14 protein-coding genes and 3 tRNA genes are annotated in these 15,897 nt (G+C 70.3%); 8 read left to right on the forward strand and 9 right to left on the reverse strand.

All coding sequences use genetic code 11. The features are described from left to right. Positions 1-281: 281 nt before the first annotated feature. The 3 genes from IE262_RS29990 to IE262_RS30000 all read left to right on the forward strand — a co-directional run bounded on the left by IE262_RS29990 (position 282) and on the right by IE262_RS30000 (position 5,355). Complete coding sequence (locus tag IE262_RS29990; protein ID WP_189878165.1) at positions 282-2,483, forward strand: ICP22 family protein; 2,202 nt, start codon at positions 282-284, stop codon at positions 2,481-2,483. Positions 2,484-2,798: 315 nt separating this feature from the next. After that, positions 2,799-4,316 carry a N,N-dimethylformamidase beta subunit family domain-containing protein gene (locus tag IE262_RS29995; RefSeq protein WP_189878067.1) on the forward strand — a complete coding sequence of 506 codons (1,518 nt, stop codon included), beginning with the start codon at positions 2,799-2,801 and terminating at the stop codon, positions 4,314-4,316. A gap of 139 nt (positions 4,317-4,455) precedes the next feature. After that, positions 4,456-5,355 carry a phosphoribosylaminoimidazolesuccinocarboxamide synthase gene (locus tag IE262_RS30000; protein WP_134040048.1) on the forward strand — a complete coding sequence of 300 codons (900 nt, stop codon included), beginning with the start codon at positions 4,456-4,458 and terminating at the stop codon, positions 5,353-5,355. An 88-nt stretch (positions 5,356-5,443) separates the two neighbouring features. Here IE262_RS30000 and IE262_RS30005 read toward each other — a convergent pair. The 8 genes from IE262_RS30005 to IE262_RS30040 all read right to left on the reverse strand — a co-directional run bounded on the left by IE262_RS30005 (position 5,444) and on the right by IE262_RS30040 (position 10,126). After that, positions 5,444-5,519: transfer RNA gene (locus tag IE262_RS30005), tRNA-Gly, on the reverse strand. 23 nt (positions 5,520-5,542) lie between these two features. Then, positions 5,543-6,151, reverse strand: a complete 609-nt coding sequence (locus tag IE262_RS30010) for a response regulator transcription factor (protein ID WP_134040049.1) — start codon at positions 6,149-6,151, stop codon at positions 5,543-5,545. Continuing rightward, positions 6,148-7,425: a sensor histidine kinase gene (locus tag IE262_RS30015; RefSeq protein ID WP_189878167.1), complete on the reverse strand. Its 1,278-nt coding sequence runs from the start codon at positions 7,423-7,425 to the stop codon at positions 6,148-6,150. Before IE262_RS30015 ends, IE262_RS30010 begins: the two co-directional genes overlap by 4 nt. A gap of 29 nt (positions 7,426-7,454) precedes the next feature. Continuing rightward, positions 7,455-8,261 (reverse strand): ABC transporter permease, encoded by an 807-nt coding sequence (locus IE262_RS30020; protein WP_189878069.1) that lies wholly within the window; start codon positions 8,259-8,261, stop codon positions 7,455-7,457. After that, on the reverse strand, positions 8,258-9,253 hold the full coding sequence (locus IE262_RS30025; protein WP_189878071.1) for an ABC transporter ATP-binding protein: 996 nt from the start codon (positions 9,251-9,253) through the stop codon (positions 8,258-8,260). The genes IE262_RS30020 and IE262_RS30025 overlap by 4 nt, the downstream gene beginning before the upstream one ends. Positions 9,254-9,434: 181 nt before the next feature. Beyond that, positions 9,435-9,510, reverse strand: a tRNA-Gly gene (locus tag IE262_RS30030). 80 nt (positions 9,511-9,590) lie between these two features. Beyond that, positions 9,591-9,662, reverse strand: a tRNA-Gly gene (locus IE262_RS30035). A 146-nt stretch (positions 9,663-9,808) separates the two neighbouring features. Further along, entirely contained in the window at positions 9,809-10,126 is a 318-nt protein-coding gene (locus IE262_RS30040) for a histone-like nucleoid-structuring protein Lsr2 (RefSeq protein ID WP_134040053.1), read from the reverse strand. 363 nt (positions 10,127-10,489) lie between these two features. On the opposite strand from IE262_RS30040, the gene purS reads away from it, so the two are divergent. Genes purS through purL form a run of 3 tightly spaced genes read left to right on the forward strand, consistent with a single transcriptional unit; the run spans position 10,490 to position 13,688 of the window. Continuing rightward, positions 10,490-10,756 carry a phosphoribosylformylglycinamidine synthase subunit PurS gene (purS, locus tag IE262_RS30045; RefSeq protein ID WP_131567352.1) on the forward strand — a complete coding sequence of 89 codons (267 nt, stop codon included), beginning with the start codon at positions 10,490-10,492 and terminating at the stop codon, positions 10,754-10,756. Then, positions 10,753-11,433, forward strand: coding sequence for a phosphoribosylformylglycinamidine synthase subunit PurQ (gene purQ, locus IE262_RS30050; RefSeq protein WP_189878073.1), 681 nt, complete (start codon positions 10,753-10,755; stop codon positions 11,431-11,433). The genes purS and purQ overlap by 4 nt, the downstream gene beginning before the upstream one ends. Further along, positions 11,430-13,688, forward strand: coding sequence for a phosphoribosylformylglycinamidine synthase subunit PurL (gene purL, locus IE262_RS30055; protein WP_134040055.1), 2,259 nt, complete (start codon positions 11,430-11,432; stop codon positions 13,686-13,688). The genes purQ and purL overlap by 4 nt, the downstream gene beginning before the upstream one ends. A gap of 76 nt (positions 13,689-13,764) precedes the next feature. Here the strand turns inward: purL and IE262_RS30060 are convergent, their stop codons facing one another. Then, positions 13,765-14,349, reverse strand: coding sequence for a Uma2 family endonuclease (locus IE262_RS30060; protein WP_134040056.1), 585 nt, complete (start codon positions 14,347-14,349; stop codon positions 13,765-13,767). Between the two features lie 138 nt (positions 14,350-14,487). Here IE262_RS30060 and IE262_RS30065 point away from each other — a divergent pair, with 138 nt between their 5' ends. Together IE262_RS30065 and IE262_RS30070 are read left to right on the forward strand one after the other, a co-directional pair. After that, positions 14,488-14,994 carry an ArsR/SmtB family transcription factor gene (locus IE262_RS30065; RefSeq protein WP_134040057.1) on the forward strand — a complete coding sequence of 169 codons (507 nt, stop codon included), beginning with the start codon at positions 14,488-14,490 and terminating at the stop codon, positions 14,992-14,994. Between the two features lie 36 nt (positions 14,995-15,030). Then, on the forward strand, positions 15,031-15,897 hold the full coding sequence (locus tag IE262_RS30070; RefSeq protein WP_189878075.1) for a M23 family metallopeptidase: 867 nt from the start codon (positions 15,031-15,033) through the stop codon (positions 15,895-15,897).

The raw sequence follows: 15,897 nt of genomic DNA on the forward strand, positions 1-15,897 counted from the left end.
CCTCATGCTTGCTCAGTGTCATCCACCTCTCCCCAGAGCCATTCCATCGAGTGACCGATGCCCCATCCGGCTGACGGGGCGGACAGCCCCAACTAGGGTGCGGCGCAAGCGGTCCGGCACTTGGCCCACCGGCATTGCGATGTCAGTGGCGGGTGCCACAGTGGGGGAGTGAGCAACACCAGGCCATCCGGCGGCGGCGGTGACGGACATCGTCACGGCGCGCGTCGTGCGGGGTACGGGACAGTCGGGACGGGAGGGGGTGACGGCCGGTCGTGACCGGTATGGGTGTGGAGCTGGGCGCGCAGGCAGCGCGTTCCCGGGCCCTCGCCGTGCTGCGCATCCGCAGCCGGGCGATGGCCGTGGCCCTGTTGCCCGCGGCGGTCGCCGTGGTGCTGTTCGCCGGCGGGGCCACCGGCCACATCACAGGCGGTGTCTGGCCCGTGACGCGCTGGGTCGTGGCGGTGGTGGCCGCCGTTGTGCTCTTCTGCGCCGTGGGCATCGCACTCGTCGTCGCCCGCGCCCGGCCCGCCACGAGCCCCACGGTCCCGATCGCCGAGGAGTCGGCCCCCGATCTGTACCGCATGGTGCGGGACCTGGCCGACCGGCTCGATGTCCCGGCCCCCTCCGCCATAGCGCTCACCCCGGACTGCGACAGCTGGCTGGAGGACCGCACCCACCGCTCGCACGGCCCGCCGCCGTCCCCGGAGGGCATGGGCAGAGCAGAAGGTCTGTCGGGCATCAGCGGCGGCATACGGAGCGGTGTGAGCGGTGCGACGACGCCCGGACGACGCGGCGAGCCCACCGCCCCCGTGCTCGTGATCGGTTCCCCCTTCCTGTGGTGGATGCGGGTCGGGGAGCTGCGCGCGGTCCTCGCCCCGGTCATCGCCGGTACGGGGCCGTCGGCCCACCCGGACATAGCCGCCGCTCGCCGTTTCGTACGAGGGCTGGACGCGGCCGTGGCCGTGACGACGGCACCCACACATGGACCTCTGGCCCGGACGACGCTGGCCGGTGTGGGCTGGGTGGCCCGGCTGCTGCTGCGCGGTTGCCGGGGCCACGCGGCCGAGATGGAACGGGGCGTGGCGGCCGCGGCGGCCGAGCGTGCACAGGCTGTGGATTACGGTCTGCGGATCGTCGCCCAGGAGCAGGTCGGTCTCGCGTACGCGGGCTGGGACCGGCTGCTCACCCGGGTGGCGCTGCCGGCCTGGCGGATGGGCCGCTGGCCGTCCCGCCTCGACGCGGGCGTGGTCGCGGCCCTCACGGAGCTGTCCCGTCGCGACCGCCTGGCCGAGGGCTTCGCCTCCCGGCTGGGTGAGCGGCCGGCCTGTGACCTCCTGGAGGAACCCGGCGCCGTCGACGAGGCCGCGTCCCTGCTCGCCGCCCGCCTCTTCCACGGCGGCCCCGCCGAGTCCGGGCCCGACTGGGCTCCTGTGGACTGGCGCGAGTACCCGGACGAGGTCGTCGACCGGAAGTGGCGCACGGACGCGGCCCGGCTCCACCGAGTCCTGGACTCCCTAGGAGTCCGGCACATGGCGGACACGGAGAACACGGGGGACACGGCGAACACGGGGGAGCCCGAGCCCGGCGGGCCGACCCTGGCCCGGGTGCTGGACCACCTGACGGTCCGGGGGCCGACGGTGCGCGGAGAGACGGTGTGGGGCGCCGAGCCGGGGCCGCGGCCGAGGCTTGGGGACGAGGGCGAGGGCGAGACACTGGCCGGTCATGGGAGGGCGGACGGAGACCGACCAGTGAGAGGCGCAGGCGGTGAGCGGGAGACCGCAGGCCGCGAGTCAGCCGGCGATCCGGGGACCGCAGGCGCCGAGCCGTCCGCCACCCCGGAGGCCACCACCTCGGAGGCCACCACCCCGGAGGCCACCACCTGGGAGGCCACCACCTGGGAGGCCACTACGGTGAGGGCCGCCACCGCCAAGCCCGGGAACCCGGGCGCGGAGTGGGTGGCGGAGAACCCGGGCGCGGAGTCGGCGGCGGAGTCGGCGTCGGACGATGCACGCCCGGTCGTGCCCCACGGCGCGGAGTCGGCGGACGCGGATCTCGGTGAGGAACTGGGCCTTGGCAGCGAGCGGGCGGCCGCGCTGGCGGCCGGACTGAGCGCCGAGGTGGCCCGTGAGGAGGCGTCGGCGGGCACGACGACGGTGCCTGGCGGTACGGCGGAACCGCAGGGACCGGACCTGGCCCTGTGGGACGACATGCCGCCGTTCTTCCCTCTGCAGCCCCCGCGCACGGGCCGCGAGCTCCTCACCGACCACGTCACGGCGATGGTGTGCTGCGCCGCGATGGACACGGCCGGTGCGGCACCGGGGCTCGACTGGCTGGACGGCCCGTCCCTCCTGATCAACGGAAAACGAGCCGTCGGCCTCGCCCCCCGAGTTCTGACCCTCGTCGAGGACGGCGACCCGGAACCCCTCCGGGACTGGCTGCGGCACTTGGGCGTCCGTCCCGAGAAGCCGGTCCGCCTCGTCTGAGCGCGAGCACAATGCGCCCCACCACACCCACCGGCAAGCGGAACCCCACCTTTGGGCGGAACCCCACGTTCCGTTCACGTCAATTCACGACAAACAGTGACGGAGTGCGTGCCTGATGTGATGTGCTGGGATCGTTCGAGCACATGGCAAGGGCATAGACGGTGGTCGGACGGCGGGCGGACGGAAAGACGGGCGGGCAGACGGATGGATCGGTGCTCGCCAAGCACGAGAGTCACCACTCGCACGGCACCACAACCACCCGCCCACCCGAACGATCACCGCAGGACGACGGGGGCACGAGGGAGGGGAGCACGTATGGGGTCCGAGAAGATCCGCCGCTGGGAGTCGGGCGCACTCGCGCACGCCGTGACGGACCCCTTCGGCCAGGGCCCCGTCCCCTGGCTCCGGGGTACCGAGACGTACTTCGACGACAGCGGCCAGATCGTCCCCTGGTACGTCGACCAGAACGACACACCGCCCGGCACCTCACCCCGCAGGGGCCGCCCTCGGATCCCCGGCCCCCGAAGCGAACCCGAGCACATCAACGGCCCCCGCGCCGCCGACGACGTGAACCTCCAGATCAAGGGCTTCACGAAGACCGGCGCCGCGGTCCCCGGTGAGTCGATCGACTTCCACATCACCGTGGACCCGCCCCAGGAGTTCAGCGTCGACATCTACCGGATCGGGCACTACGGAGGCGACGGTGCCAGCAAGATCACCACCAGCCCCCGCCTCTCCGGCATCGTCCAGCCGCCGCCGCTCACGGCCGACCGCACGGTCTCCTGCCACCACTGGTGGCTCTCCTGGCGTCTGCAGATCCCGAGCTACTGGAAGATCGGCGCGTACGTGGCCGTCCTCACCACCGTCGACGGCTACCGCTCCCACGTCCCGTTCACCATCCGCGACAGCCACCCGGCCGACCTGCTCCTCGTCCTCCCGGACGTCACCTGGCAGGCCTACAACCTCTACCCGGAGGACGGCCGCACCGGCGCCAGCCTGTACCACGCCTGGGACGGGGGCGGCCGTCTTCTCGGCGAGGCGGACGCCGCGACCACGGTCTCCTTCGACCGCCCGTACGCGGGCGCGGGCCTCCCGCTCCACGTCGGCCACGCCTACGATTTCATCCGCTGGGCCGAGCGCTACGGCTACGACCTCGCCTACGCGGACGCCCGCGACCTGCACGCCGGCCGCATCGACCCCACCCGGTACCGCGGCCTGGTCTTCCCCGGACATGACGAGTACTGGTCGCAGGCCATGCGCCGCACGGTGGAACTCGCCCGCGACCAGGGCACCTCCCTGGTCTTCCTCTCCGCCAACACCATGTACTGGCAGGTGGAGCTGGCCCCCTCCCCGTCCGGCGTCCCCGACCGGTTGCTGACCTGCCGCAAACGAAAAGGACCGGGCAGGCCCGTGCTGTGGCGCGAGATCGACCGTCCCGAGCAGGAAGTGGTCGGTATCCAGTACGCGGGCAGGGTTCCCGACGCCCAGCCGCTGGTCGTTCGCAACGCGGACCACTGGCTGTGGGAGGCGACCGGTACGCAGGAGGGCGACGAGCTGGAGGGCATGGTCGCGGGAGAGGCCGACCGTTACTTCCCACGCGCCCCGCTCCCCGAGCACCAGGGCCGCATCCTTCTCGCGCACTCCCCGTACCGGGACAGCGAGCGCGTCATCCGTCACCAGGAGACCTCTCTCTACCGGGCCCCCTCCGGCGCTTGGGTCTTCGCGTCGGGGACGTTCGCCTGGTCCCCGGCACTCGACCGCCCCGGCCATGTCGACACCCGTATCCAGCGGGCCACGGCCAACCTCCTGGACCGCATCTGCAAACGAGAATGACCACCCCGGGGCGGACTCCCGGTCGGACGCCCGGTCGGACCCCCGGTCGGTCTCGGACTCCTCGTGCGGACCCAGAGCCGGACCGATCCTCCGCATACGGGAGAATCGAGCCACTTGGACATCACCACGCGGAGGAACCGTGCCCGGATTCGTAGAAAAGCCCGAACCCATCCAGGTGCCGGGCCTGGTGCATCTGCACACCGGCAAGGTGCGCGAGCTGTACCAGAACGCGGCCGGCGACCTCGTGATGGTCGCCAGCGACCGTACGTCCACCTTCGACTGGGTGCTGCCGACCGAGATCCCGGACAAGGGCCGCATCCTCACCCAGCTCTCGCTGTGGTGGTTCGACCAGATCGCGGACCTGGTCCCCCACCACGTCCTGAGCAGCGATCTCCCGCCGGGCGCCCCCGCCGACTGGGAGGGCCGCACCCTGGTCTGCAAATCCCTGCGGATGGTGCCGGTGGAGTGCGTGGCCCGCGGCTACCTCACGGGCTCGGGCCTCGCCGAGTACAACGAGACCCGCACCGTCTGCGGCCTCGCCCTCCCCGAAGGCCTCGTCGACGGTTCGGAACTCCCCGCTCCGATCTTCACCCCCGCCACCAAGGCCGCGGTCGGCGAGCACGACGAGAACGTCTCGTACGAGGAGGTCGCCCGCCAGGTGGGCGCCGACACCGCCGCCCAGTTGCGCCAGGCGACCCTCGCCGTCTACTCCCGCGCCCGCGACATCGCCCGCGAACGCGGCATCATCCTCGCGGACACGAAGTTCGAGTTCGGCTTCGAGGGAGACACCCTCGTCATCGCCGACGAGGTCCTCACCCCCGACTCCTCCCGTTTCTGGCCCGCCGACCAGTGGCAGCCGGGCCGCGCGCAGGCGTCCTTCGACAAGCAGTTCGTACGGGACTGGCTCACCTCACCGGCCTCCGGCTGGGACCGCAAGGGCGAGCAGCCCCCGCCGCCCCTGCCGGAGGAGATCGTCGCCGCGAGCCGCGCGAAGTACGTGGAGGCGTACGAGCGACTGACGGGCACGAGCTGGAGCTGACCGCACCGGCACCCGCACCCGCACACCCGCACCCGCACGACGAAGGCCCCGGTCGAGATGACCGGGGCCTTACGCTCTGGAGACTTCCTGGAGCGGACGACGAGGCTCGAACTCGCGACCTCAACCTTGGCAAGGTTGCGCTCTACCAACTGAGCTACGTCCGCACTGCGCCGTGGCGCGAGAGCAACTATACCCAACCTCGCTCACGCGCGAGACGGACCGCGGCATGACGGTTCTCGGCCCCGAGCTTGGTGACGGCCGACGACAGATAGTTCCGTACGGTCCCCGGTGACAACGCGGCCCGCTCGGCGATCTCCGCGACGGGCGCCCCGTCGGCGGCGAGCTCCAGTACCTCGGCCTCCCGCGCGGTCAGCGGCGAGTCACCGGCGGAGATCGCGTCGGCTGCCAACTCCGGGTCCACATAACGGTTCCCGGCGTGCACCGTGCGGATGATCTCCGCGAGCCGCTGTGCGCTGACGGTCTTCGGGACGAACCCGCGCACTCCCGCCTCCAGCGCACGCTTCAGATGGCCCGGCCTGCCGTGACTGGTCACGATCAGTACCTGGCAGTCCGGCAGATCGGAGCGCAGGGATGTGGCGACCTTCACACCGTCCGCGCCGGGCATCTGAAGATCCAGTACGGCGACATCGGGGGCGTGCGCCCGGGCCATCGCCAGTGCTTCGGGCCCGGTGGCCGCCTCGGCGACGATCACGAGGTCGTCCTCCAGCGCGAGCAGTGCCGCCAGCGCGCCCCGGATCAGATGCTCGTCGTCGGCGAGGAGGAGCCGCACACTCATGCCGTGGCCTCGTTCACTGCCAACGGCACCTCGGCCACCACCCGGAACACGCCCTTGCGGACCCGACCGGCCTCCAGCGTCCCGTCCACCGCGGCGAGCCGCTCCCGCAGCCCGGCCAGCCCCGACCCACGGCCCTCCAGCGGTGCGCCAGCCGCCCCGCGGTTCGCCGGCCCTTCGTTTTCCACCCCTTCGTCCTCCACCCCACCGCTCTCCGCCCCGTCGTTCTCTACGGTCAGCACCACGCGCCCCTCCAGCACCCGTATCCCCACATCGCACCGTGCGGCATCCCCGTGCCTCAGTACGTTCGTGGTCGCCTCGCGGACGACCCAGCCCAGCGCCGACTGCACCTCGGCGGGCAGCCCGGCCGTCTCGCCGCGCACCTCGCATGCGATCCCCGCCGCGTTCAACACGCCTCGCGCGCCGGTGAGTTCGACCCCCAGGTCGGCCTCCCGGTATCCGCGTACGACGTCCCGGACCTCGCGCTGCGACTCCTGTGCGATCCGCTGCACCTCGATCATCTGCTCCACGGCCTCGGGGCGTTCCCGGCGCGCCAGTTGCACGGCCAGTTCGCTCTTGAGCGCGATCACGGCCAGGTTCCGGCCGATCACGTCGTGCAGGTCGCGCCCGAAGCGCAGCCTCTCCTCGGCGACGGCGAGCCGGGCGCGGGTCTCGCGGGCCTCGTCGAGTTCGTAGACGGCGTTGAGGAGCCAGACGGAGAAGGCGGCGGCGAAGGCCATGAACCCGGGAAAGAGCATCAGCGCGAGCGCCGCCACCACGGCGTCGTCCGGGGCAGCGTGCAGGAGGAGCGCCAGGGCGAGGCAGCCCACGGCGAAGCCCGCCACCAGAGCGGCCATCCACCTCCTTCTGCGCATGCCCAGAGTGATCGTGCCGACGCCGACTCCCATCGCGCCCGTTGCCAACGAGCCCAGCGCGCCCAAGGACTCCGAGTCGGCGGGCAGGGCATCGGTGACGAGCAACGTGGCCGCCGCGAACAGCGCCGTCACCGCACCGAGCGTCCCCATGAGCCGTAGGGGCTGCTCGCGTCTGCCCCGGGTCCAGTCGACCGCCCGCGAGGCGGTTGCCGTGCTGAGCAGTGCGTGCCCGCAGAGTGCCGCGAACAGCCATCCCGAGAACCGCAGGGGCACCTGCGCGAGCACCGGGAGGCCGAACACCACGACCTCGAACACCGCGAAGAAGTGGTACGTCCACCGTGTGTATGTCTCGACCTTCGCCGGCGTGCTCTTGCTCCGCCACCATCCCCCGGGCATGCGCATCCCCTGCTCGCCCCCCTGCTCCCCGTACGTCAGCGCCGCGGTTCCCACCGGAACCACCGTCGTACAGCAAACACCGCGAGCACGGTCCAGGCCACCGCCGGGGCGACGGCACCGAGGGTGTCGTAGGCGGACAGATCCCCGGTCCAGCCGCCGCGCAGCAGGGTGATCACCGGTGTCAGCGGCAGCAGTTCGCACAGCGAGGCCAGGCGGTCGGGCATGACTTCGAGCGGAACGAACGTGCCCGAGCCCAGCATCGAGACCAGCAGCAGCGGCATGGCCGCGACCTGGGCGCCCTCCACGCTCTTGCTGAAGCTCGCCACGACGGCCGCGAGCGCGGGCCACATGATGAGCCCCAACAGCAGTCCCAGGAGGGCGAGATGGGCTGCCCGGGGCGCGCCGACGTCCAGGAGCGCGGCACAGGCGACGGCCAGAGCCACGCACTGGACGAGGCCTATCGCCACCGACGGCAGCGCGGCGCCGGCGAGGATCTCCCTGTCCCTCAGCTCTCCGGTGCGCAACCGCTTGAGCACGAGCTCCTCGCGCCGCGCCGCGTACACGCTCACCAGGGAGCTGTAGACCGCGAAGAGCAGCGAGAAGCCGATGGTGGCCGGCAACAGGACGGAGCCCACGGAGAGTCCGGTGCCGTCCAGGTCCATCTGGTCGATGGAAGCCCGCAGACTGAACGGCATCACCAACGGCACGAACACCGCCACCAGCAGCGTCGCCTTCGCACGGCCCAGCAGGGCCAACTCGGCCCGCGCCAGGGCCGCCATGCGCCCGGCGGGAGTGGTCGTCCCCGCGGCATCACCCACCCGCACACTGGTCACGGCACTCATACCGCCGCCCCCTTCCGGGCCGTCGCGCCACCCCGACTTCCTTCCAAGGCGGCTTCTGTGGCACCCGCGGCCTCACGCGCTATCCGCAGGAACGCCTCCTCCAGGGACGCCGACCGGATGTCGAGGCCGCCCAGCTCCACGCGGGCGCGCTCGGCCCACAGCAGCAGCCGGGTGGCGGTGCGCTGGAGTTCGTGCGTACGGAGCCGGACTCTGCGGCCCGCCGCCTCGTGGTCGGTCACGCCCAGTTCGGCCAGTGGGGGCAGGTCGCCCAGGAAGTAGCCGTCGGGCAGGTCGAAGGCGATGCGGGACGGCTGGGACGCGGTGACCTCCGCCGGGGTGCCGGTTGCCGCGATACGGCCCTCGTGGAGGATGGCCAGGCGGTCGGCCAGGTCTTCCGCCTCCTCCAGATAGTGCGTGGTGAGCAGGACCGTCGTTCCCTCGTCGCGCAGTTCGCGCACCAACTCCCAGGTGGCCTGGCGTCCTTCCGCGTCGAGCCCGGTCGTCGGCTCGTCGAGGAAGAGGACCTCGGGGCGGCCGAGGAGCGCGAGTGCCAGGTCGAGGCGCCGCTTCTCGCCCCCGGACAGCTGCTTGACCCGCACCCCGGACCGCCGCCCGAGGCCGACGAGCTCCAGGGCCTCCGCCGCGGGCCGTGCCCCGCTCGTGCAGCCGGCCCACAGCCGTACCGTCTCCCCGACGGTCAGTTCGGACGGAAAGCCGCCCTCCTGCAACATCACGCCGATGTGCGGCCGTACGGCCACCCGCTCCCTGTACGGATCGTGCCCGAGGACCCGCACCCGACCCGCGGCCGGCGGTGCCAGGCCCTCCAACAGCTCGACCGTCGACGTCTTGCCCGCGCCGTTCGTGCCCAGGAGCGCGAAGAGTTCTCCCCGGCCCACGGAGAAGGTGATCCCCCGTACGGCCTCGAACCCGCCCCCGTACACGCGCCGCAGGTCAGTGACCTCAATCACGTCCTTGTGCCCGTTCGTGTTCATGCCTTCAGCGTCCGCGCGGTTCGACGCCGACGGCAGTGCGGCCTGTCATCACTCCCCATGACAAATGTCAGTGCCGAACGGACCGCCGAACGGACCGGAGACTCCTCGAAACAAGCCGGAGACTCCCGGAAAACGAGAAAGACCCCGGTCGACTGACCGAGGTCTTACTTCCTGCGCTTCCTGGAGCGGACGACGAGGCTCGAACTCGCGACCTCAACCTTGGCAAGGTTGCGCTCTACCAACTGAGCTACGTCCGCATTGCTTCCGACCGGCTCTCACCGATCGGCGCGAGCACCAGCCTACCTGATCCACATGTGTGGTCGGACCGGCGATGCAGAGCGGGTGACAGGAATTGCACACTGCGCCTTCCCCCTGGAAGGGGGATGTTCTACTACTGAACTACACCCGCGTGACTCCGTGAGCCGGGCCCTTCGGCCTCGCCCCTCGGCGTGCTCCAGACTCTAGCTGATCAACAGGGGTGCTGCGCAAGTCGGTTGTCTCAGCGGACGGATGACCGGCTGTCGGCGCACCCCCGAGACCCGGACGCCGTAGGGTTCAGTGCGCCGCCGCGAAGGCCTCGTAGACCTTCTTGGGGATCCTCCCGCGGGCGGGGACGTCCATCTTGTGGGACTGGGCCCACGCGCGGACCGCGGACGGGTCGGGGGCCACGTCGGTCTGCTTGTACGTCTTGCCGGACCTCGACCGCTTGCGGCCGGCCTCCACGTAGGGCGCCAGTGCCTTGCGCAGTTTCTTGGCATTGGCTTGATTGAGGTCGATCTCGTACGACTTGCCGTCGAGTCCGAAGGCGATCGTCTCCGCCGCTTCCGAGCCGTCGATGTCGTCGAAGAGAGTGACTACGACACGCTGCGCCACGAATATCGGTCCCTTCGTGCGACACCTCGCTGATGCGATCACCTCCATGACGTGCTGCTACGCCATCGAGGTGTCGGACGAGATGTCGGCTGTCCGACTGTAATTGGGGTATTGGGCAAAGTATCGACTATTGCCAATTACTTTGTACAGGGCCCGGCATTGGAATGTGAAGCCCGACTAAAACTCTCAGCGTGTCCTCTGCGCAATAGGTGTCCCCGATCTTTCCCGAAGCTTTCCACCAAGTGAGCCGCCCGATACCTGATCGTGACGGCGATCACGTAGATTCCTACGAATCTACTCGCGTAGAAATTCTGTGCGGGTAGTCTGAAGGAACCTGCTCAGCACCACACACCGGGAGTGCCAGTGGCACGCGTCGTAGTCGACGTCATGCTCAAGCCGGAGATCCTCGACCCCCAGGGCCAGGCGGTGCAGCGCGCGCTGCCGCGCCTCGGATTCGAGGGCGTCTCCGACGTACGTCAGGGAAAGCGTTTCGAACTGGAAGTTGACGGACCGGTGGATGACGCCGCGCTCGCCCGCATCCATGAACTGGCGGAATCCTTCCTCGCCAACACGGTGATCGAGGACTTCACCGTGAAGGTGGAGGAAGAGAAGGCGGAGGCAGGAAAGTGACCGCCCGTATTGGCGTCGTCACTTTCCCCGGCAGTCTCGACGACCGTGACACGCAGCGCGCGATCAGGCTGGCCGGTGCCGAGCCGGTCGCTCTCTGGCACAAGGACAAGGACCTGAAGCAGGTCGACGCCGTGGTCCTGCCCGGCGGTTTCTCGTACGGCGACTATCTGCGCGCCGGAGCGATCTCCCGCTTCTCGCCGGTGATGGAGACCGTCGTCGAGCAGGCGAAGGCCGGGCTCCCGGTGCTCGGCATCTGCAACGGCTTCCAGGTGCTCACCGAGGCCCATCTGCTGCCCGGCGCGATGCTCGGCAACGACCACCTGCACTTCATCTGCCGCGACCAGAAGCTGCGGGTGGAGAACGCCACGACCTCCTGGACCAGCGACTACGAGGCGGGCCAGGAGATCCACATCCCGCTCAAGAACATGGACGGCCGGTACGTCGCCGACGAGTACACGCTCGACCAGCTGGAGGCGGAGGGCCGGGTCGCGTTCCGTTACCTGGACTTCAACCCCAACGGCAGCCTCCGTGACATCGCCGGCATCACGAACGAGGCCGGCAACGTCGTCGGCCTGATGCCGCACCCCGAGCACGCCGTCGAGCCGCTGGTCGGCACCGGCCGCACCGACGGCCTCCCCTTCTTCACCTCGATCCTCAAGAAGCTGGTGGGCGCATGAGCCGGACGCCTCTGGACACGGTCGAGCACGCGACCGCGACCCCCGACGTCGAGCTGCCCTGGGCCGAACTCGGTCTGAAGAAGGACGAGTACGAGCGGATCGTCGAGATCCTCGGCCGCCGGCCCACCGGTGCCGAGCTCGCCATGTACTCGGTCATGTGGTCCGAGCACTGCTCGTACAAGTCCTCCAAGGTCCACCTCCGCCAGTTCGGCGAGAAGGCCCCCGAGTCCGACGCCCTGCTCGTCGGCATCGGCGAGAACGCCGGTGTGGTCGACGTCGGTCACGGCTACGCGGTCACCTTCAAGGTCGAGTCGCACAACCACCCCTCGTACGTGGAGCCCTACCAGGGCGCGGCCACGGGTGTCGGCGGCATCGTCCGCGACATCATCGCGATGGGTGCCCGGCCGGTCGCCGTCGTCGATCCCCTGCGCTTCGGCGCGGCCGACCACCCCGACACCAAGCGCGTCCTGCCCGGTGTCGTCGCCGGCATCGGCGGCTACGGCAACTGCCTGGGCCTGCCGAACATCGGCGGCGAGGTCGTCTTCGACTCCTGCTACCAGGGCAACCCGCTGGTCAACGCCGGTGCCATCGGTGTGATGCGGCACGAGGACATCCACCTCGCGAAGGCCTCCGGCGCGGGCAACAAGGTCATCCTGTACGGCGCCCGGACCGGCGGCGACGGCATCGGCGGCGCGTCCATCCTCGCCTCCGAGACCTTCGACGACGCCAAGCCCTCCAAGCGTCCCGCCGTCCAGGTGGGCGACCCCTTCCAGGAGAAGCTCCTCATCGAGTGCACCCTGGAGGCCTTCCAGGAGAAGCTGGTCGTCGGCATCCAGGACCTGGGTGCGGCGGGCCTGTCCTGCGCCACGTCCGAACTGGCGTCGAACGGCTCGGGCGGTATGCGCGTGACCCTGGACGACGTACCGCTCCGCGACTCCACGCTCTCCCCCGAGGAGATCCTCATGAGCGAGTCGCAGGAGCGGATGTGCGCGGTCGTCGAGCCCGAGAAGGTCGACCGCTTCCTGGAGATCTGCGAGAAGTGGGACGTCATCGCCACCGTCATCGGTGAGGTGACGGACGGCGACCGCCTGGAGATCTACTGGCACGGCGGCAAGATCGTCGACGTGGACCCGCGCACGGTCGCGCACGACGGCCCCGTCTACGAGCGCCCGTACGCCCGCCCGTCCTGGCAGGACGAGCTCCAGGCCGACGACGCGAACAAGCTCCCGCGCCCCGAGACGTCCGAGGAGCTGAAGGACCAGGTCCTGAAGCTGGTGGCGTCCCCCAACCAGGCCTCCAAGTCCTGGATCACCTCCCAGTACGACCACTTCGTGCAGGGCAACACCGTCCTCGCCCAGCCCGAGGACTCCGGGATGATCCGCGTCGACGAGGAGTCCGGACTCGGTGTCGCCATCGCGACCGACGGCAACGGCCGGTACGCGAAGCTCGACCCGTACACGGGCGCGCAGCTCGCGCTGGCGGAGGCGTACCGCAACGTCGCCACCACCGGCGCCAAGCCGCTCGCCGTCTCCGACTGCCTGAACTTCGGCTCGCCCGAGGACCCGGCGGTGATGTGGCAGTTCGCGGAAGCCGTGCGCGGCCTCGCCGACGCCTGCCGGCAGCTGGGCACCCCGGTGACCGGCGGCAACGTGTCCCTGTACAACCAGACGGGCGAGACCGCCATCCACCCGACCCCGGTCGTGGCCGTCCTGGGTGTCATCGACGACGTCGCCCGCCGCACGCCGGTCGCCTTCCAGGAGGAGGGGCAGCTGCTCTACCTCCTCGGCGACACCCGTGAGGAGTTCGGCGGCTCGGCCTGGTCGCAGGTCATCCACGACCACCTGGGCGGGCTCCCGCCGCAGGTGGACCTGGAGCGTGAGCGCCTGCTCGCCGAGATCCTGATCTCCGCCTCCCGCGACGGCATGATCGACTCCGCGCACGACCTGTCCGACGGCGGTCTGATCCAGGCCGTGGTCGAGTCGGCCCTGCTCGGAGGCAAGGGCGCGCGGCTGGTCGTACCGGACGGGCTCGACGCCTTCACGTTCCTCCTCTCCGAGTCGGCGGGGCGCGCGGTCGTCGCCGTACCGCGCTCCGAGGAGGTCCGCTTCAACGACATGTGCGGCGCACGCGGCCTGCCCGCCACCCGCATCGGTGTCGTCGACGGCGACTCGGTGGAGGTCCAGGGCGAGTTCCAGCTGTCCCTGGAGGAGCTGCGGAAGGCCCACGAGGAGACGATTCCGGCGCTGCTGGCCTGAGCCACCGTTCCTTGACGTCCGAAGCCCCCGTCCGGAGCCGCGCTGTGAGTCGCGTTTCCGGGTGGGGGCTCTCGGCTCAACGGACGTAGTTCTTGAGGATCTCCGTGTCGAGTTCCATGCCGATCGGGTCGGGGAGGAAGACCGTCTCACCGAACTTCGCGGTGTGGATGTCGCGGTAGCCACCGACTTGACGGTCCGGGGCGCTGTGCACGGTGACCGTGCAGGCATCCCGGTCGATCAAGAGATACAAGGGGATTCCGGACTGGCCGTACGCGGCGGGCTTCTCGTGCCGGTCCCGCCGGTCGGTGTCCGAGTCGTACGAGGTGACCTCGACGACCATGAGCGCGCCGTCCGGGTCGGCCCACTCACCGTGGCCCGCGAAGTGGGCCTCGGGCGCGAGCACCGCATCCGGTTTCGCCCTGCCCTGTCGGTACGCCTCCACCCGTAGCCCTTGGCCGTGATACAGGTCCAGGTCGGGCCTGCTCTGCATACAGCGCCGGGCCAGCCAGGCCACGATGGTGTTGTGGTCTCCGTCCGTCACCTTCTTGACCCCGATCCGTCCGTTGATGAACTCCAACGTGACGGTCTCGGGAGCGGCGGAGGCGATCGTTTCGAACTCCTCCACCGTCATCTGAGACGTGCGCTCGGCCATAACCGTCATGTTGCACCTCCTTCCAGGTGAAGGCCAGTGTTCTCCGCGCCCGGCGGTGCGGGGCGGTTTTGGCCGACGATCACACTTGCGGGTGGTTGCACGCCGGTACCCTTGAACGTAATTACGTAGTTACGTAATACCCGGGGAGTGCAAGAGGAACTCGAACAACGCGTCGCCGATCTCGAACGCCGCCTGGCGGCACTGGAGAACGCGCAGCGCACCGCACCACAGCCCGACGCGAGCGACTTCTGGGCCCTGAACGGGCTGAAGGAGCAGCTGGCCGAGCTGGGCGCGACCGACGGAGGCGTCCTGTTCACCGGGGCCGTACGACTGCCGACGGGGGAGCGGTACGAGTGGCAGCACGGCACCTTGACCGAAGACTTGGTGGACGAGGACTGGACCCGGGCCGCGGAGCCGCTCGCGGCCCTCGGCCACCCGGTCCGGCTGCGCCTGCTCCGCGAGATCCTCGGTGGCCGACGCACTGCGGCCGAACTCGCCGAGCTGGACGAGGTGGGCACGACCGGCCAGATCTACCACCATCTGCGCCAGCTCTCCGGCGCCGGCTGGCTGCACACGACCGCACGCGGCCGCTACGAGGTGCCGGCGGGCCGGGTGGTACCGCTGCTGGTGGCGCTGTCCACGGCCAGGACCTGACCGAGGCAAGACATCAAACGGGGGCAGAGGAAACCAATGTCAGTTCGTAAAATCGCCATGTTGACCTGCCGTTTTCTGCTGCTGGCTCCCCTCGTGCTGATCGCAGCCGACATCTCGTTCGACGTCGGCGAACGCTTAGGCCACCGCTGGTGGTGGTACGTGGTGCCCCTGGTCCTGGCCATTGCCGTCGTCATCGTCATGAACCGGTGGGGCGGCACCCCCGACCGCAGGCCGGCGGCTCACGCGCCCGTCGCTGTCGCCCCGCCGGTGACCGGCCGCTGGACCGCGCTGAACAGCCCCGCAGACCGCACCCCCAGCCACGGCACGCACGCCTACGGCCAGACGTTCGCCATCGACATCGTCGCCGAGCCCGAGCCGGGCGCCCGCCCACGCTTCCGCCGGCTGTGGCCGCTCGCCCGTCCCAACCGGGACTTCCCGGCCTTCGGTGCCCCGCTCCTCGCGGTGGCGGACGGCACGGTCGTACGGGCCACCGACCGCCACCGCGACCACCTCAGCCGTACGTCGCTGCCCGCGCTGCTGTACCTGATGCTCGCCGAGGCGTCGGTGCGCGAGATCTCAGGCGTCGGCCGGATCCTGGGCAACTACCTGGTGCTGGACCTGGGCGACGGCTCCTACGCGGCGTACGCCCACCTCCAGCGCGGCTCGCTCGCCGTCCGCGAAGGCGACCGGGTCCGCGCCGGACAACTGCTCGCCCGCTGCGGGAACTCGGGCAACTCGACCGAGCCGCACCTGCACTTCCAGCTGATGGACGGCCCTGACCCGGATACGGCGCGCGGCATCCCCTTCGAGTGGTACGGGATCGGTGTGCCGCGCAACGGCGAGGTGTTCGACGTCCCCGCGGAGGCGACCCAAGAGACGTCACAGGCCCCGTCCCCCACATAG

It is taken from the genome of Streptomyces bluensis (assembly GCF_014650715.1).
GTDB classification, from domain to species: Bacteria; Actinomycetota; Actinomycetes; order Streptomycetales; family Streptomycetaceae; genus Streptomyces; species Streptomyces bluensis.